General features: G+C 75.4%; 5 protein-coding genes and 1 pseudogene. 4 read left to right on the top strand and 2 right to left on the bottom strand.

Features of this window, described 5'->3' with window-relative positions; genetic code table 11:
• The 4 genes and pseudogenes from AB0M39_RS10700 to AB0M39_RS10715 form a co-directional block, all read left to right on the top strand.
• Positions 1-231: pseudogene (locus tag AB0M39_RS10700) on the top strand (hypothetical protein); the annotation flags it as partial.
• Positions 167-1,909: an ABC transporter ATP-binding protein gene (locus AB0M39_RS10705; RefSeq protein WP_365362444.1), complete on the top strand. Its 1,743-nt coding sequence runs from the start codon at positions 167-169 to the stop codon at positions 1,907-1,909. The pseudogene AB0M39_RS10700 and the gene AB0M39_RS10705, both read left to right, overlap by 65 nt.
• Positions 1,906-3,939 (top strand): ABC transporter transmembrane domain-containing protein, encoded by a 2,034-nt coding sequence (locus AB0M39_RS10710; protein WP_365362446.1) that lies wholly within the window; start codon positions 1,906-1,908, stop codon positions 3,937-3,939. Before AB0M39_RS10705 ends, AB0M39_RS10710 begins: the two co-directional genes overlap by 4 nt.
• An 83-nt stretch (positions 3,940-4,022) precedes the next feature.
• The gene (locus AB0M39_RS10715) at positions 4,023-5,093 is read left to right on the top strand and encodes an iron-siderophore ABC transporter substrate-binding protein (RefSeq protein ID WP_365362448.1); all 1,071 of its coding nucleotides are present in this window, start codon (positions 4,023-4,025) and stop codon (positions 5,091-5,093) included.
• A 100-nt stretch (positions 5,094-5,193) separates the two neighbouring features.
• Here the strand turns inward: AB0M39_RS10715 and AB0M39_RS10720 are convergent, their stop codons facing one another.
• Positions 5,194-5,403: an MbtH family protein gene (locus AB0M39_RS10720; protein ID WP_365362450.1), complete on the bottom strand. Its 210-nt coding sequence runs from the start codon at positions 5,401-5,403 to the stop codon at positions 5,194-5,196.
• Between the two features lie 40 nt (positions 5,404-5,443).
• On the bottom strand, positions 5,444-24,523 hold the full coding sequence (locus tag AB0M39_RS10725) for an amino acid adenylation domain-containing protein (RefSeq protein ID WP_365362453.1): 19,080 nt from the start codon (positions 24,521-24,523) through the stop codon (positions 5,444-5,446).
• Between the last annotated feature and the right edge of the window lie 7 nt (positions 24,524-24,530).

The raw sequence follows: 24,530 nt of genomic DNA on the forward strand, positions 1-24,530 counted from the left end.
CTCGACCGGCGGATGGGGATCGGCGCCGAGTGGGAGAGACAGCTCAAACAGGCCCTGGCGACCTGCCAGGTCTTCGTGCCCGTCTACACCAAGCGAGCCTTACCTAAGTTCGAAGTCATCGAGCACGGCTTTCACCTGTTTGTCAGTCACCGGTCCGGAGGGATGCGTGAGCAAGGCGGACCCGCCCGGTCGGAGGGTGCTCTGGCGCGCCGTGCGCGGACAGCGCCGTGACGTCGTCCTCGGCGCGGTACTGGGCATGGGCCATCAGACGGGCGAGGCCCTCGTGCCGGTCCTCATCGGCCTGGCCATCGACGAGGGCGTCGTGGACGGCGACGTCCCCGGGCTGCTGCTGTGGCTCGGCGTCCTCGCGGCCCTCTACGTAGGCCTCTCCTTCAGCTTCCGCGCCAGCGCGCGGGCCGGCGAACGCGCCTCCCTGACCGCGGCGCACCGCCTGCGAACCGAGGTGGTCGGCCGTGTGCTGGCCCCCGAAGGCGGGGCGGAGGACGGCCGGTTGCCCGGCGAGCTGGCCAACATCGCGACGGAGGACGCCAAACGCGTCGGCGCCGTCACCATGGCCCTCGTCGTCGGCATCGCCGCCGCGACCGGACTGGTCGTCGGCGCCGTCGTGCTGCTGCGCGTCTCGCTGCCCCTCGGCCTCCTCGTCCTGCTGGGCGCCCCGCTGCTGCTGTGGCTCGTCCACCTGCTCAGCAAGCCCCTGGAGCGGCGCAGCGAAGCCGAGCAGGAACAGGCGGCGCGGGCCTCGGGCGTGGCGGCGGACCTCGTGGCGGGACTGCGCGTGCTCAAGGGCATCGGCGCCGAGCCCGCAGCCGTCTCCCGCTACCGGAGCATCAGCCGCCAGTCGTTGACGGCCACCCTGCGCGCGGCTCGGGCCGAGGCCTGGCAGAGCGCGGTGGTGACCGTCTTGACCGGCACGTTCCTGGCGCTGGTCGCCTTCGTGGGCGGTCGGCTCGCGACGAGCGGCGACATCGGCATCGGCGAGCTCGTCTCGTCCGTCGCGCTCGCGCTCTTCCTCATCGGCCCGCTCTCCGAGTTCTCCTGGGTCAACGCCGAGCTGGCCCAGGGCCGCGCCTCCGCCGCCCGTATCGCCGGCGTGCTCGACGCCGCCCGTGCCGTGTCCGCCGGAGCGTCGTCCCCACGGGCCGTGCCGCTGCGGGCGGACGGCCGGCCAGGGCTGTCGCTGCGGCTGCGCGGCCTGTCGTACGGGACCCTGCGCGGCTTCGATCTCGACGTCGCCGCCGGCGAGACGGTGGGCGTCGTCGCCACCGACCCCGCCGACGCGCAGGCGCTGCTGCGCTGCCTCGGCCGCCGCTGCGACCCCGAGGCCGGGGCCGTCGAGCTGGAGGGGGTCGAGCTCGCCGCGCTGGACGTGGCGGCGCTGCGGGCCGCGCTCCTCGTCGCCGAGCACGACGCGGACCTGTTCGAGGGCACCCTCCTGGAGAACGTCACCGCCGCGGCGCCCGCCAAGGCCGGGGCCGGGCAGGCCGAGCACTCCGCGCGCGTCGCCGCCGTCCTCACCGCCTCCGCGACGGACGAGGTGGTGCGCACCCTGCCCGACGGCGCCGACACGGCCGTCACCGCGCGCGGCTACTCGCTCTCCGGCGGCCAGCGCCAGCGGGTCGCCCTGGCGAGGGCGCTCGCCGCCGACGCGCCGGTCCTCGTCCTCCAGGAGCCGACCACGGCGGTCGACGCCGTCACGGAGGTCCGTATCGCCGCCGGGATCAAGGGCGTTCGCGAGGGCCGCACCACACTCCTGCTGACCACCAGCCCCGCGCTCCTCGCCGTCACCGACCGGGTCGTCCTCCTCGACGGCGGCCGGCTCGCCGCGACCGGCGGCCACGAGCAGCTCGTCCACGAATGCGCCGCCTACCGGACGGCGGTCCTGTCATGACCGAGGCCCAGGCCACTCCCCCGGACGACTCCGACGCCGGGTCCCAGAAGCAGTCCCCGAGCGTGCCACCGGCCGGGTCGCCCGAGCCGTCCGCGACCGAGCCACCCGCCGGGACCCAGAAGCCGTCCCCGGCCGAGCCACCCGCCGGGGCCCAGAAGCCGTCTCCCGCCGGGTCCCAGACGCCGTCCCCGGCCGAGCCACCCGCCGGGGCCCAGAAGCCGTCTCCCGCCGGGTCCCAGACGCCGTCCCCGGCCGGCGCCGACACCAGGGGCGCGCCCACGCTGCTGCCCGTCGCCACCCCCGCCAGAACCCGTGCCGCCGTCGCCGAACTGCTGCGCCCGCAGCGGCGGCTGGCCCTGGTCGCGTTCGCCGTCATGGTCGGATCCACCGCCGTCGGGCTGCTGGTGCAGCCGCTGCTCGGCCGGATCGTCGACCTGGCCGCCGACCGCGGGTCCGCCGACGCCGTCGGCGTCACGGCCGCGCTGCTGGCGGCCGTCGCCGTCGTGCAGGGCCTCACCTCCGGGATCGGCCTGTCGCTGATATCCCGGCTCGGCGAGACGACGCTGGCCCGGCTGCGCGAGAAGTTCGTCGAGCGGGCGCTCGGCCTGCCCCTGGAGCGGGTCGAGAAGGCCGGCGCCGGGGACCTCACCGCCCGCGTCACCGCCGACGTGTCCCTCATCGCGGACGCCGTGCGCAGCGCCCTGCCCGAACTGGCCCGGTCGCTGCTGACGATAGTCCTCACCCTGGGCGCGCTGGCCCTGCTCGACTGGCGGTTCCTGCTGGCCGCGCTCCTCGCGGCGCCCGTGCAGGTCCTGACCGCTCGCTGGTACGTCGCCCATGCCGTGCCGCTCTACGCCCTGCAGCGGGTGGCGGGCAGCGCCCAGCAGCAGCAGCTGCTCGACACCGTCGGGGGCAGCTCGACCGTACGGGCGTTCCGGCTGGAGCACGAGCACACCGAGCGGGTCGCCGAGCGGTCCCAGTCCCTGGTGGCGCTGATGATGCGGGGCGTCCGGCTGGTGCTGGGCTTCTACAGCCGGCTGCACGTCGCCGAGTACATCGGGCTCGCGGCCGTCCTGGGCGCCGGCTGCTGGCTGGTGAGCCGGGACGCGGCGTCCGTCGGCACGGCGACCGCGGCGGCCCTGTACTTCCACAGCCTGTTCGGACCGGTCAACTCGGCTCTGGTCCTGCTGGACGACGCCCAGTCGGCCACGGCGGGCCTGGCGCGGCTCGTCGGCGTCACCGACCAGCCGCCGCCCGCGCAGCCGGCCCGCCCGGCCGCGACCGGCGACGTGGAGGTCGTCGTCCGCGGGCTCGGCCACTCCTACTGGCCCGGCCACCCCGTGCTGCGGGACGTGGACCTGACGATCCGGCACGGGGAGCGGGTGGCGCTGGTGGGCGCCAGCGGGGCCGGGAAGACCACCCTGGCCCGGCTCGTCGCGGGCATCCATCAGCCCACGGAGGGCTCCGTCCTGGTCGGCGGGGCGCCCCCGGCCGAGCTCGGAGGGGCCGCCGCGGGCCGGACGATCGCCCTGCTCACCCAGGAGACCCATGTCTTCGCGGGCCCTCTGGCGGACGACCTGCGGCTCGCCCGGCCCGACGCTGCCGAGGGCGAGCTGCGCGCGGCCCTCGCCCGGGTGGACGCGCTCGACTGGGCCGAGGCGCTGCCCGACGGCCTGGACACCGTGGTCGGCGACGGCGGCCACCGGCTCAGCGGCGCCCAGGCGCAGGCGCTCGCGCTGGCCAGGCTGGTCCTGGCCGATCCGCCCCTGGTGATCCTCGACGAGGCGACCGCCGAGGCGGGCAGCGTGGGCGCCCGCGAGCTGGAGAAGGCCGTCGCCCGTGCCGTGGACGGCCGGACCGCGCTGATCGTCGCCCACCGGCTCAGCCAGGCCGCGACGGCCGACCGGATCGTCGTCATGGACTGCGGCCGCGTCGTGGAGACCGGCACGCACGACGAGCTGCGGGCCGCCCAAGGGCCGTACGCGGCCCTGTGGGAGGCGTGGTCCGACACCCGCGACACCGGCTCCTAGTCCCCGCCCCGCGACACCGGCTCCCAGTCCCCACCCCCCACCACCGCAAGGCTCCACAGGAAACCCGAACCGAAGGACCGCCGATGCCCCGCTTCCGCAGAACGTCCCGGACGGCTGCCGCCCTCGCCTCCGCCCTCGTCGTCCTCGCCACCGCCTCGGCCTGCGGCGGTAACGACAAGGACGCCGGCTCCTCGAACGCCGGCTCGAAGTCGAACTCCTCCGGGAAGTCCGCCTTCCCGGTCACGATCGACCACAAGTACGGCGCCACGACGATCAAGTCCGAGCCGAAGCGGATCGTCACCGTCGGCCTCACCGACCAGGACTCGGTCCTCGCCCTCGGCGAGGTGCCGGTGGGCACGACCGAGTGGGTGGGCGGCTACAAGGGCGCCGTCGGCCCCTGGGCGGCCGACAAGCTGGGCGGCGGGAAGGCGCCGACCGTCCTCAAGGACACCGGCACCGGACCCCAGGTGGAGAAGATCGCCGCGCTCCAGCCGGACCTGATCCTCGCGGTGTACGGCGGGCTCACCAAGGAGCAGTACGCGTCGCTGTCCAAGTTCGCTCCCGTGGTCGCCCAGCCCAAGGCGTACAACGACTTCGGCGTGCCGTGGAAGGAGCAGACGACGACGATCGGCAAGGCCCTCGGCAAGCCGGAGGAGGCGGCCGCGGCCGTCAAGGCGACCGAGGGGAAGATCGCGGCGGCCGTCGAGAAGCACCCCGAGTTCAAGGGGAAGACCAGTGTGATGGCCACGCCGTACGAGGGCATGTTCGTGTTCGGCAGCCAGGACTCCCGCTCGCGGCTCCTGACCGACCTCGGGTTCGGCCTGCCCAAGGACCTGGACAAGGCGATCGGGGACCAGTTCGGCGCGAACATCAGCAAGGAGCGCACCGACCTGCTCGACCAGGGCGCGATCGTGTGGATCGTCGGCGACGTCGCCAAGGACGCCGACAAGCTCCACAAGGACGCGTCGTACAAGGACCTGAAGGTGGTCTCCGAGGGGCGCGAGGTCTATCTGAACGAGACCAGCGACTACGGCCACGCCACGTCCTTCGGCACGGTCCTGAGCCTGCCGTACGTGGTGGAGCGGCTGGCGCCGCAGCTGGCGGCGGCCGTGGACGGCAAGCCCGCCACGAAGGTGGAGCAGCCCGCGTCCTGACCCGAGCGCGGGCAGCGAGAAGGGGGCCGACGGCGTCGGCCCCCTTCTTCGTGTCCCGGTCTGTCTCGCTGTGTCTGTCTCCCTCTGCGCGTCGTCGCGGTCAGCCGTCCATCGACTCGGCCAGGCTGCGGGGCCGCATGTCGCTCCAGTGCGTCTCGACGTGGTCCAGGCACGACTGGCGGGACTCGGGCCCGTGGACGACCCGCCAGCCGGCCGGCACGTCCACGAAGTCCGGCCACAGGCTGTGCTGGTTCTCGTCGTTGACGAGCACCAGGTAGACGCCCTCGGGGTCCTCGAACGGGTTGCTCATACCATTCCTCTCCTCGCGGCCTCGGCCGCTGCCGCGGCCCTCACCGCTCTCGCTTCCTCTCCGCACACGCGACGAGGCCCTCCAGTGCCCGGAACCACGTCTCTGCGAGGTCCTGGACCGTCTCCTTGGGCAACAGCCCTTCCAGATAGGACCAGTGGGCGGCCAGCACCGGCCCGTCCGCCCGGTCCTCGGTCACCACGTTGACGCTCAGCGCGTGGCCCTCCCGCATCGCCGCCTCCGGGCCGATGTCGGCCGCGTCCTCCTCGGGGGCGTACGACCAGTCGGTCTCCTCCGGGATCCCGAACCGGCCCAGGTAGTTGAACTCCACATGGGCCTGTTCGCGGCTCGCCAGGGCCTCGCGGGTACGGGGGTTCAGATGCCGCAGCAGGCCGTAGCCGACGCCGTTCGCGGGCAGCGACGCCAGATGCTCCCGGACCCTGCGGACGCTCTCCTCGGCGGCCGGGCCGCCCGAGAACGCCTCGGCCGGGTCGACGGGTCCGGTGTCCAGGCGGACGGGGAAGACGCTGGTGAACCAGCCGACCGTCCGGGACAGGTCCACGCCGTCGCCGCCCAAATCCTCCTCGCGGCCATGGCCTTCGAGGTCGACGAGGACCGAGGTGTCCGAACCGCCGGACCGGCGCCGCCAGTCGGCGAAGGCCAGCGCGAGCCCGGCCAGCAGCACGTCGTTGACGCCCGCGCCGAACGCGGCGGGCACCGCCGACAGCAGCGGTCCGGTGCGCTCGGCGGGCAGCCGCAGCACGACCTCGCGCTGGGTGGCGGTGGTGTCGCGGTCCGGGTCCCGTTCCCGGGCGAGCGGGAGCGGTTCCGTGCCGCCGTCGAGGACGTCGGTCCACACGGAGAGCTCGGCCTCCCGCTCCGGCGCCTGCGCGAGCTCGGTGAGCAGCCGCGACCAGCGGGCGAAGGAGGTCTCGACGGGGACGAGGCCGACCGGCCGGCCGGCGCGGACGTCCTGCCAGGCCGCCGCGAGGTCCGGCAGCACCACCCGCCAGGACACGCCGTCCACGACGAGGTGGTGGGCCATCAGCATCAGCCGGCCCGGGGCGTCGCCCGCGTCGAACCACACCGCCCTGACCATCGCGCCGGCGTCCGGGTCGAGCAGCGCCCGCGCCGCGTGCGTGTGCTCCCGTACGGACTCGGCCAGGTGCGCGGCGTCCAGTCCGGCGACGTCGACCCGTTCGATCCACCCCGCCGCGTCGACCGCGCCGACGGGCGGCACGTGCAGCGACCAGTCCTCGACGTCCTCGCGGGAGGGCCGTACCAGGGTGGCGCGGAGCAGGTCGTGCCGGTCGGCGAGGGCCTGGAGCACGGCGGTCAGGCCGGGCAGGTCCAGCTCCGCGGGGGTGCGGACGAGGGCCGCCTGGTGGTAGGTCGCGAACGGGCCGCCCAGTTCGCGCAGCCAGTGCATCACCGGGGTGAGGGGCACGGCGCCGGTGCCGTCGTCCTCGCGGCGCGGCGCGGCGGCGTCGGCCGCCTCGGCGACCGTGGCCAGCGCGGCCGCCGTGCGGTGGCGGAACACCAGCCGCGGGGTGATCCGCAGGCCCGCCGCGCGGGCCCGGCCCACGAGCTGCATGGCGACGATGCTGTCCCCGCCGAGGGCGAAGAAGTCGTCGTCCACGCCGACCCGTTCGAGCCCCAGCACGTCGGCGAAGACCGTGCAGAGGAGCTCCTCCACGGGGGTGGCGGGCGCCCGTCCGCAGGACAGGGCGGAGAAGTCGGGCGCGGGCAGGGCCGCGCGGTCCAGCTTGCCGTTGGCCAGCTGCGGGAACCGCTCCAGGGCGACGACGGCCGCCGGGACCATGTGGTCCGGGAGCCGGGCGGCGACATGAGCGCGCAGCAGGGCGGGATCGAGCGCCGACTTCGCGGCCGGATCGTCGGGTGCGGTCCGGTCGGGTGCGCTCTCCTGGGCCGGGACGACGTATGCCACGAGCTGCTTGCGCGCACCTTCTTGATGGACCGTCACCAGTGCCTGGCCGACCGCTGGATGGGCGGTGAGCGCGGCCTCGATCTCGGCGGGCTCGATGCGGAAGCCGCGGATCTTGACCTGGTCGTCGGCGCGGCCCAGATAGTCGAGGCGTCCGTCGGCGGTCCAGCGGGCCAGGTCGCCGGTGCGGTACAGCCGTGAGCCGGGCGGGCCGAACGGGTCGGCCGTGAACCGTTCGGCGGTCAGTCCTGGGCTGCCCAGATAGCCGCGGGCGAGGCCGCCGCCCGCGAGGTAGAGCTCGCCCAGGACGCCGGGCGGGGCCGGCTGGAGCCGGTCGTCGAGGACGTACGCCCGGGTGCCGGCCACCGGCCGTCCCACCAGGGGCCGTTCGCTGTCGCGGACGCGTCCCACGAGGGCGTCCACGGTCGACTCGGTCGGCCCGTACAGATTGAACGCCTCGGTGCCCGGCAGCTCGGACAGCCGCTTCCAGAGGGCTACGGGGACGGCCTCGCCGCCCACGCCGACGACCGCGAGCGGGCAGTCGCCGCCGCGCAGGAGTCCGCTGTCGGCCATCTGCGCGAAGAACGACGGGGTGACCTCCAGGAAGTCGAAGCGGTGCCGGAGCACGGCGTCGGCGACGAGCTCGGGGTCGCGCCGCGCCTCTTCGGACAGCACATGGACGCAGTGCCCGTCCAGCAGCCACAGCTGGGGCTGCCAGGAGGCGTCGAAGAAGAACGACCAGGCGTGGCCGACGCGCAGATACCGGCGCCCGGCGGCCTCGACCGCCGGGAGGTAGAGGGTCTCGCGGTGGCTGTGGAAGAGGTTGCCGAGGGTCTCGTGGGTGATCACCACGCCCTTGGGACGGCCGGTGGAGCCCGAGGTGTAGATGACGTACGCCGGGTGCCGGGGCGTCAGCGGCGCGGTGCGGTCGGCGTCGACGAGGTCCGCCGGGTCCTGGGCGGCGATCCGCTCCGCCGTGGCCGGGTCGTCCAGCAGCAGGGGCGCCGTACCGGGCGGCAGAGCGGCGGCGAGGTCGCGGGTGGCGAGGGTGAGGACGGGTCCCGCGTCGGCGAGGACGTCGGCGGTGCGCTCCACGGGTGCGTCCGGGTCGAGCGGCAGATAGCCGGCACCCGCCTTGTGGACCGCGAGGACGGCCGTCAGGAAGCCCGCGGTGCGCGGCAGCGCGAGCGCCACGAACCGCTCGGGTCCGGCGCCCGCCTCGACCAGCAGCCGGGCCAGCCGGTTGGCGTCCGCGTTGAGCTCGGCGAAGGTCAGCTCGACGCCGTCGGAGGCCGCGGCGGGCCGCTCGGCGTTCGTGCGCGCCTGCTCCTCGAAGAGGGCGGGCACGGTGGTCGGCTCGCCGGCCGGCGGCCTGCTGTGCCAGCCGCCGGCGAGCAGGGCCCGCTCGTCCGCGTCGAGGACGTCGATGCGGCCCACCGTGGTGTCCGGGTCGGCGGCCACGGCGCGCAGGACGCGTCGCAGGCGGTCGGCGAAGGACTGCGCGGTGGCGTGGTCGAACAGGTCGGCGCTGTACTCCAGCACGCCGTCCACGCCGCTGCCGTCGCCGCGCTCCACGAAGTCGAAGGAGAGGTCGAACTTGGCGGTCGTCTGCGCCACGTCGTCCCGGCGGGCGTTCAGTCCGGGCAGTGCCGTGTCGTCCCCGCCGGAGGCCAGGTACACCACCATCACCTGGAACAGCGGGTGACGGGCGAGCGACCGGGCCGGGTTGAGCGTGTCCACCAGCCGCTCGAAGGGCACGTCCTGGTGGTCGAAGGCGGCCAGATCGGATGCGCGGACGCGCGAGAGCAGCTCCCGGAACGTCGGATCGCCGGACGTGTCGGTGCGCAGCACCAGCGTGTTGAGGAAGAATCCGACGAGGTCGTCCAGGCCCGCGTCGGTGCGGCCGGAGATCGGGCTGCCGATCGGGATGTCGTGGCCGGCGCCGAGCCGGCTGAGGAGTGTGGCGACGGCGGCCTGGAGCACCATGAACACGCTGACGCCGTTGTCGCGCGCCAATCGGTGCAGTCCGGCGGCCAGTTCGGCGTCGAGCGAGAGGTCGGCGGCGCCGCCGCGGTAGGTCGCCTCCAGCGGGCGGGCCCGGTCCACGGGCAGCGCCAGCTCCTCGGGCAGCCCGGCCAGCGCCTGCTTCCAGTAGGCGATCTGCCGTGCCGCGAGGCTCGCGGGGTCCTTCTCGTCGCCGAGCACCTCGCGCTGCCACAGCGTGTAGTCGGCGTACTGGACCGCCAGCGGCTCCCACTCGGGCGCCCGCCCGGCGGTGCGGGCGGCGTACGCGAGCGCGAGGTCCCGGTGGAGCGGGCCCTCCGACCACTCGTCGCCGGCGATGTGGTGCAGGAGCAGCAGCAGGGTCCACTCCTGCTCGCCGGTGCGGAACAGGTGGACGCGGAGCGGGGCCTCGCGGTCCAGCTCGAACCCGTACGCGCCGGCCTCCGCCAGGAGTTCGGGCAGCAGGTCCTCGTCCGTGTCGGTCAGCTCGAAGGGGACGCGGGCCTCGTCGGGCGCCAGCACGAGCTGGCGGGCCCGGCCCTCGTCGTCGGGGAAGACCGTGCGCAGCGTCTCGTGCCGTACGACGACGTCGTGCACCGCGGCCCGCAGCGCGTCGACGTCCAGCGCGCCCGTCAGCCGCCAGGCCGAGGGGATGTTGTACGTCGCGCTGGGGCCATCGACCTGGTAGAGCACCCAGAGGCGCTGCTGGGCGGAGGACAGCGGCAGCAGGTCGGGGCGCGGCCGGACGGCGAGGGCCGGGCGGTCCGCGGCCGTCCCGTCGGCCTGCTCGGCGAGGCGCCGGGCGAGCCGGGCCGGCGTCGGGGCCTCGAAGATCGTGCGGAGGGACGCCTCGGCGCCGAGCGCGGCCCGGATCCGGGCGGTCAGCCGCATGGCCAGCAGGGAGTGCCCGCCGAGCGCGAAGAAGTCGTCGTCGACGCCCACTTCGGGCACGTCGAGGACGGCGGCGAAGGCCTCGCACAGGAGGTCCTCGCGCGGGGTGCGCGGCCGGCGTCCGGAGGCGAGCGCGGTGAGGTCGGGCGCGGGCAGCGCCTTCGCGTCGAGCTTGCCCGCGACCGTGCGCGGCAGGGCCGCCAGGGCGACGAACGCCGTCGGCACCATGTGGGCGGGCAGGGCCGCGGCCGCGTGGCGGCGCAGCTGGGCGGGGTCCGGGGTGCGGCCGCCGGCCGGGAGGACGTACGCGACGAGCCTGCGCGCGCCGGGGGTGTCCTCGCGCACCACCACGGCGGCCGTGGCCACGTCGGGGTGGGCGGCGAGCAGCGCCTCGATCTCGCCGAGCTCGATGCGGAAGCCGCGGAGCTTGACCTGCCCGTCGGCCCGGCCGAGGAACTCCAGGGACCCGTCCCGGCGGCGCCGGACGAGGTCGCCCGTGCGGTACATCCGGGCGCCGGGCGCGCCGAACGGGTCGGCCGTGAACCGCTCGGCGGTCAGCCCGGGCCGGTTCAGATAGCCGCGGGCCAGGCCCTCGCCGGCGAGGTACAGCTCGCCGGCGACGCCCGCCGGGACGGGCCGCAGCCGCTCGTCCAGGACGTGGGCGCGGATGTTGTCGAGCGGCGCGGCCCAGCGGCCGGAGGCGCCGCTGTGCCAGCCGTAGGCGTCGACCGCGCTCTCGGTCGGCCCGTACAGGTCGTGGACCTCGGCGCCGGGCAGGGCGCACAGCCGCTCCCACAGCGGGGCGGGGGTCGCCTCGCCGCCCACGACGATGACGCCGGGGAGGTGGGCGCCGGGCGCCAGGAAGCCGTGGTGGATCATCTCGCGGAGGTAGGTCGGGGTGACGTCGAGCATGTCGATCCGCTCGCGGCCCAGGTAGGCGAAGAGCGCGGCCGGGTCGGCCAGGGCGGCCTCGTCGGCGATGTGCAGCTCGTGCCCGGCGAGCAGCCAGACGAGCGGCCCCCAGGAGCCGTCGAAGCTGAACGAGGCCGCGTGCACGGCCCGCAGCCGGCTGCGGCCGAGGGATCGCTCGGCGGGCTGGACGAGGTCGTCGCGGTGGGCGGCGACGAGGTTGCTCAGTCCGCGGTGGGCGCCGACGACGCCCTTGGGGGCGCCGGTGGACCCGGAGGTGAAGATGACGTATGCAGCGCCGGAGGGGGCGGGAGGCACCGCGGCCGGAGCCTCGTCGGCGGCCTCCTCGCGCAGCGCGTCCTCCAGCAGGACCACCGGGTACCCGTCCGGCAGGCTCGGCGCCAGCTCCGCCGTGGTGAGGACGCACAGCGGCGCCGTGTCGCGGAGCATGAACTCCAGCCGGTCGGCCGGGTACTCGGGGTCGAGCGGCAGATAGGCGGCGCCGGACTTCAGGACGCCGAACAGGGCCGGGACCATCTGCGCGCGGGGCAGGGCGAGGGCGACGACCTGCTCGGCGCGGGCGCCTCGGCGCAGCAGGAGCCGGGCCACGGCGTCCACCCGCTCGCCCAGCTCCCGGAAGGCGAGCCGGTCCGCGCCGGCGGCGAGGGCGGGCGCGTCGGGCCGGGCGCGGACGACGTCGTCGAGGATCTCGGTGACGGACCGGGTCTCCACGGGGCGTGCGGTGTCGTTCCAGCCGGTCGCCGCGGCCGTCGTCTCCGCGTCGGTGAGGACGTCCAGGGACCGCACCGGACGGGCCGGGTCCTGGGCGATCTGCTCCAGGAGGCTCAGCAGCCGCTCGAGGAGCCCGGCGGCTGTCTCCTGGTCGGCGAGGTCCCTCGCGTACTCCAGCAGCAGGGCCATGTCCTTGCCGGGGCCGTGGTCGACGACGGTGAAGTCCAGGTCGAACTTGGCCATGCCGGTGTCCATGTCGAACCACTCGGTGGGCAGGCCGAACAGCTCGGGGTCGCCGTCGGGGCGGTGGTGGTAGCCGAGCATCACCTGGAAGAGCGGGTTGCGGTCGGCGGCCCGGGCCGGGTTGACCGCCTCGACGACCCGGTCGAACGGCACGTCCTGGTGCTCGAACGCGGCCAGCGCCGCCTCCCGCACCCGCCCGAGGAGCCCCTCGAAGGACGGGGCGCCGGACAGGTCGGTGCGCAGGACGAGGGTGTTGACGAAGAAGCCGACCAAGTCGTCCGCGGCGCTGTCGGTGCGGCCCGCGATGGGCGCCCCGAGCGGGATGTCGTCCCCGGCGCCGAGCCGGTGCAGCAGGGCGGCGGCAGCGGCCTGGAACAGCATGAACATGCTGACCTGGTGGGCGCCGGCCAGGTCCCTCAGCGCGGCCGCGGTCGCGTCCGGGAGGGCAGCGCGGACGACGGCGCCGCGTCCGGTGGCGCGGGTCGCGCCCGGGCGGTCCAGGGGCAGCGGGATCTCCTCCGGAAGCCCGCCGAGGGCGCGCGTCCAGTAGGCGAGCTGCTCCTGGCCGACCTCGGCGAGGAGGCGGTCCTGCCAGAGGGTGTAGTCGGCGTACTGCACCGGCAGCGGGGCCGCCCACTGCGGCGCCCGGCCCGCGGTGCGGGCCGCGTACGCGTGGTGCAGGTCGGCGAGGAAGGGGCGGTCGGACCACTCGTCGGTGGTGATGTGGTGCAGGACGACGGCCACGACGTGGTCGTCCGCGGCCAGGCGCAGCACCTCGGCGCGCACCGGGAGCTCGGCGCCCAGGTCGAACGGGCGGCGCTGGGCCTCCTCGATCCGCGCCGCCAGGGCGGTCTCGGCGCAGTCCTCCAAGCGGAAGTCCGGCTCGGCCTCCCCGGGGGCCGCGATCCACTGGTACGGCTCGCCGTCGGCCTCCACGAAGCGGGTCCGCAGCGCCTCATGACGGTCGGCGAGGTCGCCCAGCGCGGCGCGCAGGGCGTCGACGTCCAGGGCGCCGCGGAGCCGGAACACCAGCGGGAAGTTGTACGCGACGCCGTCCCCGGTGATCCGCTCCACCAGCCACAGCCGGCGCTGGGCGGCCGACAGGGGGATGCGGGCGGGCCGTTCGGCGGGCTCCAGCACCGGGCGGGCCGGGCGTCCGACCGCCGCCCGCAGCGCCAGCTTCTCGGGGGTGGGCGCCTCGAACAGGTCGCGGATCGCCAGCTCCGCGCCCAGCTCGGTGCGGGCCCGGCTGACCAGCCGGGTCGCCAGCAGCGAGTGGCCGCCCAGGTCGAAGAAGTCGTCCTCCGCGCCGGTCCGGGGCAGTCCCAGCACCTCGGCGAAGAGCCGGCACAGCACCTCCTCGACCTCGGTCCGCGGACCGCGCCCCGCCGACAGGGCGACGGCGGGCTCCGCGTCGGGCAGCGCGCGCACGTCGAGCTTGCCGTTGTCGTTCATCGGCAGGCCCGGCAGCACGACGAAGGCGGCGGGCACCATGTAGCCGGGCAGCCGCTGCCCCAGGCCGTCGCGCAGCCGCCTGATCAGCGCGGTGTGGCCGCGTCCCGCGGCCGGGGTGTTGGCGTACGGGGCGTCGCCGCGGTCGGGGCGCGGCCGGTACAGGCCGGCCGTGCGCTGCGCCTCGGCGCCGGGGACGAACACGGCGTCGTAGCGGCCGATCTCGTCGGACCAGGTGGTCAGCAGCCGGCAGCCGTGCGCCTCGGCCGTCTCCCGCAGGTCCTCCGGCTCCACGCCCGGCGCGGCCGCGCCGAGAGGGCGGGCGGCGTCCAGGGCGCGCAGGGCGGCGAGGTCGCCGGCGGTGCGGGGGTCGGGAATGCCGCGCACCCGGAGCGGTCCGGCGCCGTCCAGCCGGGTGCGGAGCGCGTCCGGCCCGCTCCAGTCGAGGACCGGGGCGCCGTCCAGGGCGAGCGCGTCCCCCTCGTACAGCACCACGTCGTACCGGTAGCGCGTCAGCTCGTTGTGGCCCCTGCCCGCCTTGGTGCGCAGCTCCACGCCGACGCCGAGGGCGGTGAACCAGTCCGGGTCGACGAGGAGTTCCTTCTCCAGGGCCAGGCCCCGGTCGACGGCCCGGCGCAGCGCCTCGGGCTCCGCGTCCGTCTCGGCGCGGGCGGCCTGGATGCCGGCCTGGAACACGCGCGCCTGGCGCAGGTCCCGCACATCGCCGAGGAACAGGGCGCCGCCGGGCGCGAGCAGGCCCAGCGCGCCGCGGATCACCTGGTGCAGATGGTCCAGGCTCGGGAAGTACTGGACGACGGAGTTGACGACGACGGTGTCGAAGAAGCCGACGGGCAGACCGTCCGTCGACTCGGCGGCCTGGCAGCGCAGTTCGACCTTCCGGGCCAGCTCCGGGTCGGCCTTCAGCTCCTCGCCGAGCTTGCGGATGACGGGGGCGGCGAAGTCGGTCGCCCAGTAGGCCTCGGCGTCCGGGGCGAGCTGGGAGAGCAGCAGGCCGGAGCCCACGCCGATCTCCAGGACGCGCCGGGGCCGCAGCTCCCGGATGCGGGCCACGGTGGCCTCGCGCCACTCGCGCATATGGTCCACGGGGATCGGGGCGCCGTCGTAGGAGCTGTCCCAGCCGGCGAAGTCCTCGGTGAACAGGGCCGTGCCGATCTCGCTGTACTCGGCGGAGTAGATCTCCTGCCACTCCCCGATCTGCTCGCGCTCGGCCGACGCGCGGGCCTGGGCGTCGAGTTCGGCCGGGACGACGTAGCCGACGAGCCGCTTGGAGCCGGGGGCGCCGGCGTCGTCGCGGGCGACGACGGCCGCCTGGGAGACCTCGGGGTGCTGGGCGAGGGCGGTCTCGATCTCGCCCAGCTCCACGCGGTAGCCGCGGACCTTGACCTGGTCGTCGGTGCGGCCGAGAAAGTCCAGGTTGCCGTCGGCGCGCCGCCGGACCAGGTCGCCGGTGCGGTACACGCGCTCGCCGGGCAGGCCGTACGGGTCGGCCACGAAGCGCTCGGCGGTCAGACCGGGACGGTCGAGGTAGCCGCGGGCCAGACCCCCGCCCGCGATGTACAGCTCGCCCGCCACGCCGTCCGGAACGGGCCGCAGCCAGGTGTCGAGGATGCGGGCGCGGGTGGCGCGGATGGGCTTGCCGACGGTCGGCGTAGCACTGTCGTGCGTGCCGCCGCCGAGGGTGTTGATGGTGTACTCGGTGGGCCCGTACAGGTTGTAGCCGTAGGTGCCCTCGGTGTCCCGCAGGGTGTTCCACACGGCCTCGGTGACCGCCTCGCCGCCGAGCAGCACCAGCGGCGGCCGGTGGCCCTGGAGCAGCCCCTCCTCGATGAGGAGATGGGCGTACGTCGGGGTCACGTTGACCACGTCGACGCGGTGCTCCTCGCAGTACGCCACCAGCGCGATGGCGTCCCTGCGCAGCTCCTCGTCGCAGATGTGCACCTCGTGGCCCTCGACGAGCCAGAGCAGCTCCTCCCACGACATGTCGAAGGCGAACGACACGGTGTGCGCGATCCGCAGCCGCCGCCCGCCGGCCGAGGCGATGGCCGGGGCGAAGATCTCCTTCTGGTGGTTGAGCTGCATATTGGTCAGACCGGCGTACGGGGTGACGACGCCCTTGGGGCGGCCGGTGGAGCCGGATGTGTAGATGACGTACGCCGGGTGGTCCAGGCTGAAGGACGTCTCGACGGCGGCGTCGGGCAGGGCGGCGAGCTCGGCGGCCGTGTCCGGGTCGTCGAGCAGCAGCCGGGGGACGTCTGCCGTGAGGGTGCGCGAGACCGCCCGCGTCGACAGCAGGAGCAGCGGGCGGGCGTCGGCCAGCATCAGGGACAGCCGCTCGGCCGGGTGGTCGAGCTCGAGCGGCAGATAGGCGGCGCCGGTGCGCAGCACGGCGAACAGGGCCACGACCGTGTCGATCGAGCGGGGCAGGCCGAGCGCGACCACCCGCTCGGGTCCGGCGCCGCGGGCGATCAGCAGCCGGGCCATGCGGTTGCAGCGCGCATCGAGCTCGGCGTAGGTGAGCGTGGCGGCGCCGAAGACGAGGGCGGTGTCGTCGGGGGTGCGGGCTGCCTGCGCGGCCAGCATGTCGGCGACGGTCTCGTGGGGCACGGGCTGGCGGTTGCCGGCGTCCTCGCGGGCCAGCAGGGCGGCCTCGTCGGGCAGCGCGGAGTCGAGCGAGCCGACGGGGGCGGCCGGATCGGCGACCAGCCGGTCGACCAGGAGCACGAACCGGTCCAGCAGGCGGCGCGCGTATCCGCCGTCCAGCAGGTCGGGCCGGTAGGCGAGGGTCACGCGGACGCGCTCGCCCGGGGTGACGACCAGGTTGGCCGGGTAGTGGGTGGCGTCCACGTTGGCGACGGCGGTGGCGCCGTGCCGGTCGCGCAGCTCGGCGAGCCGCTCGTCGGTGTCGGCGTTGCGCAGCACGAACAGCGTGTCGAACAGCCGGCGGTGGCCGGTCTCGGCCTGGAGCACGCCCAGGCCCAGATACTCGTACGGCATCAGCGCCAGCCGCTCGCCCTGGATACGGCGGAGCAGGTCGAGGACCGGCTCGCGCGGGTCGAAGGCGATACGGGCGGGGACGGTGTTGAGGAACATGCCGATGACGTTCTCGACGTCCGGCACCTCGCTGGGGCGTCCGGCGACGGTCGTGCCGAACGCGATGTCGGTCCGGCCGGTCGCCGCCGCGAGGGCCAGGCCCCAGGCCGCGTTGAGCACGGTGTTCAGCGTGAGGCCGTGCCGGCGGGCGGTGTCGCGCAGCCGCTCGCCGACCTCGGGGGCGAGCTGGGCGTCGAGCTGCTCGGGGATCACCGGCTCCAGACCGCGGTCCGAGACGGCGGGCGCCAGCAGCGTGGGCTCGTCGAAGCCGGCCAGGGCGGTGCGCCAGGCGCGGGTGGCCTCCGTGTCGTCCTGGCGCTCCAGCCAGGTCAGATAGTCGCGGTAGGAGCCGGTCCTGGCGAGGCCCTCGGCCTCTCCCCCGCTCTCGTACAGCGCGAACAGCTGGTCCAGGAACAGCCAGGCCGACCAGCCGTCCCACAGGATCAGATGGCGCCCGAACACCAGGCGGTCGCCGCGCTCGTCGCCGAGCCGCACGAGCAGCATCCGGAACAGCAGCGGGCAGGTCAGGTCGAAGCGGCGGGAGCGCTCCTCGTCCATCAGCTCCCGCATCCGCGCGTCCTGTTCGGCCGCCGTCAGGGCGGACAGGTCGACCTCGGTCAGCGGGATCTCGGCGTCGCGCACGATGAACTGCACCGGCTGGCGCAGCCCTTCGCTGGTGAACCCGGCGCGCAGGCTGGGATTGCGGGCGAGCAGGGCGCCGGCGGCGGCCAGCAGCCGCTCGGCGTCGACGCGTTCGGCGAAGTCGAAGGACTCGTGGACGGTGTAGACGTCGAGGGTGCCGTCGTCGTACGTGGAGTGGAAGAACAGGCCCTCCTGGAGGGGGGCGAGCGGCCACACGTCCTCGATGCGGCCGGGGGCCAGCCGCTCGACGCGCTCGCGCTCCTCCTCGGTGAGGGCGAAGGCGGCCGCCGAGCCGTCCTGCGCCGGCGCCGCGGGCTCGTCGACGGTCGCCGCGGCGGCGAGGGCCGCCGGGGTGCGGTGCTCGAAGACGTCGCGCGGGTCGAGGGCCAGGCCCGCGCGGCGCGCGCGGCTGCAGACGCCGATGGACGTGATGCTGTCGCCGCCGAGCAGGAAGAAGTCGTCGTCCACGCCGACGTCGGGGAGCTTCAGCACGGCGGCGAAGATCTCGGTGAGGAGCTGTTCGCGGGGGCCGCGCGGGGCACGGGCCTCGGCCCGGACGGCCTGCGGGGCGGGCAGCGCGGCCCGGTCCAGCTTGCCGCTGGGGGTGAGCGGCACGGCGTCCAGGACCACCCAGGCGCTGGGGACCAGGGCGGCGGGCAGCGAGGCGGCGAGGGCCTCGCGCAGGGCGGCGACGTCGGCCGGGGGCGCGGCCGGCACGACGTACGCGACGAGCCCGCCGTCCCGTACCGTCACGGCGGACTGTGCCACCTCGGGCAGGGCCGTCAACGCGGCCTCGATCTCGCCGAGTTCGATGCGGTTGCCGCGCAGCTTGACCTGGCGGTCGGTGCGGCCGAGGTACTCGATCACCCCGTCCTCGCGGCGGCGGACCAGGTCGCCGGTGCGGTACATACGGCTGCCGGGCGGGCCGTAGGGGTCGGCCGTGAACCGCTCGGCGGTGAGCGCCGGGCGGGCGTGGTAGCCGCGGGCGAGCTGCACGCCGGTCAGATACAGCTCGCCGGGCACGTCGTCGGGCGCCGGGCGCAGGCAGGGGTCGAGGACGCGCAGGCCGGTGTTCCAGACCGGGCGCCCGATGGGCACCGAGGCGCCCTCGCCGGCGCCGTCGCAGGCGTGGTGGGTGACGTCGACGGCCGCCTCGGTCGGCCCGTACAGGTTGTGCAGGGGGACGCCGGTCAGGGCGTGCCAGCGGGCGGCCGCGGCGGCCGGGAGGGCCTCGCCGCTGCTCAGCACGCGCCGCAGCGACGCGGCCCAGCCGGGGTCGCCGGCGACCTCGTCGGACTGGAGGAACGCCTCCAGCATGGACGGCACGAAGTGCATCGTGGTGACGCGCTCGGCGCGGACGAGGGCGGCCAGGTAGGCGGGGTCGCGGTGGCCGTCGGGGCGGGCGAGGACCACGGCGGCGCCTTCGCGGAGCGGCCAGAAGAACTCCCAGACCGACACGTCGAAGCTGGACGGGGTCTTCTGGAGCACCCGGTCGTCGGCGCGCAGTCCGTAGGCGCCCTGCATCCAGGCGAGCCGGTTGACGATGGCGCGGTGGGAGACGACGACGCCCTTGGGGCGGCCGGTGGAGCCGGAGGTGTAGATGAGGTAGGCGGGGTCGTCGGGGCGGGCGGGGCGCGGCGCGGGGCCGGCCTCGGTCGCGGAGGTCTCGGCCGCCGGGGATTCGGTCGCCGGGGTGTCGGTCGCCGGGGTCTCCTCCTCGGCGTCGAGGAGCAGTACCCGGGTGCGGCCGCTCTGCGGCAGGCGCCCCGCCGTGGCGGAGAGCGCGAGGACCGTCCTGGCCCCGGAGTCGGCGAGCATATGGGCCACGCGGTCGGCCGGGTAGTCCAGGTCGACCGGCAGATAGGCCGCCCCTGACTTCAGCACGCCGAGCAGCGCTGTCATCAGCTCCGTCGAGCGGGGCACGGCGACCGCCACGAACTCTCCGGGGCGGGCCCCGCGGGCGCGCAGCCGGGCGGCCAGCGCCTCGGCGCGGGCGTCGAGTTCGGCGTATGTGAGCGTGGCGGCGCCGAAGACGACGGCCGTCGCGTCCGGGGTGCGGCGCACCTGCTCCGCGAACGCCTCGGCGAGGGTGGTCTCGGGGACCTCCCGTTCCTCGCCCTGGGGGTGGGCGCGCAGCGCCTCGTCGGGCGAGAGCAGGTCGAGGGAGGCGGCGGTCCTGGCCGGGTCCTCGGCGATCGCCTCCAGGATCCGGACCAGCCGGCCGCCGAGCGCGCGGACCCGGTCGGCGTCGAGGCGTTCGGCGTGGTGCTTGAGCCGCAGGTCGAGGCGGGCGCCGGGCTTGACGACGAGGGCCAGCGGATAGTGGACGGCGTCGTTGAAGGCGTCGGCGGTGATGCGCACGGCGCCGGAGGCGTCGCGCAGGTCGGCCTCGGCGGGGTAGTTCTCGAAGACCACGAGGGTGTCGAAGAGCTCGCCCTCGCCCGCGTGCCCGGCCAGCCGCTGGATCTCCGCCAGCCCGAGGTGCTGGTGGTCCAGCAGCCGTGCCTGCTCGTCCTGGAGTCGGGTCAGAAGGTCCCCGAGGGTCTCCCGGGGCGCCCAGCAAAAGCGCGTGGGCAGGGTGTTGATGAACAGGCCCACCATCGAGGCGATGCCGTCGACCTCGCCGTCGCGGCCGGAGACCGTGGTGCCGAACACCACGTCGTCGCGGCCGGTGAGCCTGCCGAGCAGCAGGCCCCAGGCGGCCTGTACGACGGTGCCGAGGGTGACGCCGTGCCGGCGGGCGCGGTCGGCGAGGAGCGCTGTGGTCCGCTCGGACAGCTCCACCCGGATGTGCGCGGGCCGCACGGGCCCGGCGCCGGCCGGGGCGGCGACCAGGCGGGTGGGCTCGTCCAGGCCCGCGAGGGCGGTGCGCCAGGCGTCGCGGGCCGCGTCGCGGTCCTGCTCGGCGAGCCGGCGCAGGAAGGCGCGGTAGGGGGCGACCTCGGCGAGGGGCGGCGCGTCGGCGCCGTAGAACGCCATGAGCTCGCGGTGGAGCACGGGCAGCGACCAGCCGTCGGCCACGATGTGGTGGAACGTCAGGACGAGGCGGCTGCGCTGTGCGCCGAGCCGGATCAGGGCGCAGCGCAGCAGCGGCGGCGCGCCCAGGTCGAAGCCGGCGGCGCGCTCGTCCTCGGCCACCGTCTCGCCGAGGGCCTCGCGGACCGCGCCGTCCTGGGCCGTGAGGTCGATCTCGCGCCAGGGCAGTTCGGCGTCCCGGACGACGATCTGCACGGGGGCGCCGTCGGGGCGCTGGCGGAAGGCGGCCCGCAGCGGCGCGTGGCGGTCCAGGAGCCGTTGGGCGGCGCGGCGCAGGGTGGGCCCGTCGACCGGTCCTGCGAGGTCGAGGACCTGCTGGACCACATAGGTGTCGCCGTCGGCGCCGCCGGTCAGGGCGTGGAAGAAGAAGCCCTGCTGGAGGGGGGTGAGGGGCAGCAGCTCCTCGACGGCGAGGGGGTGCGCGCCCTGGATCTCGGCCAGTTCGGCCGCGTCCACGTCGATCAGGGGGGTGTCGGCGGCCGTGCCGTCGGCGGTGCGGGCGACGGCGGCCTGCGCGAGCGCTTCGACCGTACGGTGGCGGAACACCTCGCGGGTGGTGAGCCGAAGGCCCGCCTGACGGGCCCGGACGAGCAGCTGGATGGCGGTGATGCTGTCGCCGCCCAGGGCGAGGAAGTCGTCCTCGGCGGTGACCGAGTCCAGGCCCAGCACCTCGGCGTACAGGGCGCAGAGCAGCTTCTCGCGCGGGGTCTGCGGGGGCCGTCCGGAGCTCATCGCCGCGTAGTCGGGGGCGGGCAGCGCCTGCGCGTCGATCTTGCCGCTGGGGGTGACCGGCAGGGCGTGCAGGGGCACGAAGGCGGACGGGACCATGTAGTCGGGCAGCCACTCGGCGGCGTGCCCTCGCAGGGTCCGCATCAGCGCCGTCACATCGCGGAAGGGCGCGGGGCGGTTGGCGTGGGCGTATCCCCCGGCGGTCCGGTACAGGCCGGCGAGGCGGCCGTTGCCGTCGTGGGCGAGGCGGTCGTCATCCTCGCGGGTGAGGACGGCGTCGAACGCGCCGTCGTCGGCGGCGCCGTTCCAGGTGGCCGCCGCGCGGTAGCCGTGCTCGGCGGCGAGGGCGTGCAGGTGCTCGGGGTCGACGCCGGGGGCGGCCGCGCCGCCGCTACCGTCGAGGGCGCGCAGGTCGGCGAGGTCGTCGGCGAGCCGGGCGTTGGGCACACCGGTGACGCGCAGCCGGGCCGGCCGCCTGGCCAGCAGTGCGGCGAGCCCGGTGAGGCCGCCCGCCTCGCTCCAGGGGACCTCGTGCTCGCCCGGTGCGGCGCCCGCGGGCGCTCCGGGGTACAGGACGACGTCGTAGCGGTAGCGGCTCAGCTCGTTGTGGTGGACGGCGCGCTTGATGCGGACGTCGGCGTCGAAGCCGTCGAGGGAGGCGAAGAAGTCCGGGTCCAGAAGGAGTTCGCCCTCCCAGCGCACCGACCGCTCGACGGCCTCGCGCAGCGCGCTCTTGTCGACCGTGTCCGCGGCGGTCCCGGCGTCCGAGGCGCCCGCGGCGTCGGCGCCGGTCGCGCGCCGCCGCTCCACGGCGGCGCGCAGGGTGCGCAGCAGCCGCAGGTTGCGGACGTCTCCGACGAGGATGCGCCCGCCGGGCGCGAGGAGCGCGGCGGCCTTGCGCAGGACGTCGGCGAGGTAGTCGGCGCTCGGGAAGTACTGGGCTACGGAGTTGACGACGATCGTGTCGAAGAAGCCGGCGGGCAGGCCGTCGGTGTCGTGCGCGGGCCGGGCGCTCAGCTCGACCTTCGCGGCGAGGTCCTCGGACGCCTCGACCTGGGCGCGCAGGGCGGCGATCGCCTCGCCCGAGAGGTCGGTGCCCCAGTAGGCCTCGCAGCCGGGCGCGACGGCGGACAGGATCAGACCGCTGCCGACGCCGATCTCCAGCACCCGGCGGACGTCGCCGAGTTCGCGTATGCGCTCGACGGTCGCCGTGCGCCACTCGCGCATCTCCTCGACGGGGAGGGGCCGGCCGTCGTACATGCTGTTCCAGCCCGCGAAGTTCTCGCGGAAGCCGTCGGCGCTCTCCGGCCGGCCCTCGGACCCGGCCGCGCGGTAGAGGAGCTCGTGCAGCTCCCGCCACTCCTCGACCTGCCCGTCCGGGTCCTCGCCGCCGCTCGGGGCGTCGAGCGCCGGGACGACGTAGGCCGCGAGCCGCCGGTCTCCGGGCCGGTCCTCGCGGGCGACCACGGTGACCTGGTCGACGGCCGGGTGGGCGCGGAGCACGGACTCGATCTCGCCCGGCTCGATGCGGAAGCCGCGGATCTTGATCTGGGCGTCGGCGCGGCCGAGGAACTCCAGCCGTCCGTCGGCCCGCCAGCGGACCAGGTCTCCGGTGCGGTAGAGCCGCTCGCCGGGAGCGCCGAACGGGTCGGCGACGAAGCGCTCGGCGGTCAGGTCCGGGCGGCCGACGTAGCCGCGGGCGAGGCCCGCGCCGCCGAGGTAGAGCTCTCCCGTGACGCCCGCGGGGACGGGCCGCAGGCAGGCGTCGAGGACGTACGCCCGGGTGCCCGGGTCGGGCACGCCGATCGGGACGACGGAGCCGGCCGGTATGTCCGGGTCGCACAGGCCGAGCGTGGAGTTGGTGGTCGCCTCGGTGGGGCCGTAGGCGTTGAACATCATCCGGCCGCGGGCGTAGCGGCCCACCAGCTCCGGGGAGACGCGCTCGGTTCCGGCCAGCAGGGTGGCTGCGGGCGGCAGTTCGACGTCGTCGGGCATCGCGGCGAGCAGGGCGGGCGGCAGGATCATGAACGTGATGCCGTTGCGCCTCGCGTAGTCGGCGAGCGGCGCGGCGGGCACGCGCAGCTCCGCCGGCACGACGACGAGCCGGCCGCCGGACAGCAGGCCGAGGCACAGGTCCCAGAAGGCGACGTCGAAGCTGGGCGAGGCGAACTGCAGGACCCGGCTGTGCGGGCCGATGCCGAACCGCTCGCTCTGGGTGGCGACGAGCTTGGCCACTCCGCTGTGCGCGAGGACGACGCCCTTGGGGCGCCCGGTGGAGCCCGAGGTGTAGATGACGTAGGCGGCGTTGAGGACGGTCAGCGGCGCGCCCCGGTCCGCGTCGTCGGGGTCGCGGACCGGGCGGCCGGCCAGCTCCCGCGCCGTGTCCGGCGCGTCCAGCGCCAGGGTGGTCATGCCGGGCCGGCCGGGCAGCTCCCGCGCGGTCTCCTGGTCGGTGACCAGGCAGACGGGCGCCGCGTCGCCGAGCATGTAGGCGATGCGGTCGGCGGGGTAGTCGTGGTCGATCGGCAGATAGGCCGCGCCGGACTTGAGGACGGCGACCTCGGCGACGATCAGCTCGGCGGAGCGGGGCAGCGCCAGCGCGACGATGCGCTCGGGGCCGGCGCCCCGGGCGATCAGCGCGTGGGCGAGCCGGTTGGCGCGCTCGTCGAGCTCCGCGTACGTCAGCCGCTCGTCCTCGAAGACGAGGGCGACCTCGTCGGGGCGGCTGCGGACCTGCTCGGCGAAGAGGGCGGGCCAGGTGCCGGCGGGGACCGTGTGCTCGGTGGCGTTCCAGTCGAGGACGACCTGCCGGTACTCGTCCGGGGCCATCAGCTCGAGCCGGACCACGGGCGCGCCGGGCCGCTCCAGCGCGTCGGCCAGCAGGGTCCGGTAGTGGCCGAGGAGCCGCTCCACGGTCGTCCCGTCGAAGAGACCCGCGGGGTACGTCGCCCGCACGGCGCCCTCGGCGACTTCCAGCGACAGGTCGACCGGTCCTGGCGTCTCGCCGCTGGGCCTGTGGACGGTGCCGAACGCCACGTTGGCGAACAGGGCGCCGCCCCGGGTCGGCCGGGGGGCCAGCTCGTCGACGAGGAGCCCGACGGGCACCCGGTGGACGGCGGCGTCCTCCTGGGCCTGCGTCACCCGCCGCACCAGCTCCTGGAAGGCGGGCTCGTGGTCGACGGACACCCGTACCGGCAGCCCGTCGTGCACCACGGTGAGGTCCACGGCGCCGCTGTAGCGGTGCAGCAGCGCGACGAAGGCGGCGAGCAGCACGGCGTCGCTCGCGTCGGGCAGACCGGCCAGGACACGGCTCTCGCGTGCGGGGTCCGGCTCCGGCGGATGCGGCCGGTCGACGGGAAGGGCGGTCTCGGGCGGAAGGGGGATGAGCGTTCGGCGCCAATAGGCCAGGAGTTCTTCAGACCCGCACACAGCTACG

The sequence above is a fragment of the Streptomyces sp. NPDC051907 genome (genome assembly GCF_040681075.1).
Classification (GTDB): Bacteria; Actinomycetota; Actinomycetes; order Streptomycetales; family Streptomycetaceae; genus Streptomyces.

What these genes read in the sequence shown, in the direction of transcription:
- AB0M39_RS10720 (WP_365362450.1), bottom strand. Translation starts at nt 5,403, where the DNA reads ATGAGCAACCCGTTCGAGGACCCCGAGGGCGTCTACCTGGTGCTCGTC.
- AB0M39_RS10710 (WP_365362446.1), top strand. Translation starts at nt 1,906, where the DNA reads ATGACCGAGGCCCAGGCCACTCCCCCGGACGACTCCGACGCCGGGTCC.
- AB0M39_RS10715 (WP_365362448.1), top strand. Translation starts at nt 4,023, where the DNA reads ATGCCCCGCTTCCGCAGAACGTCCCGGACGGCTGCCGCCCTCGCCTCC.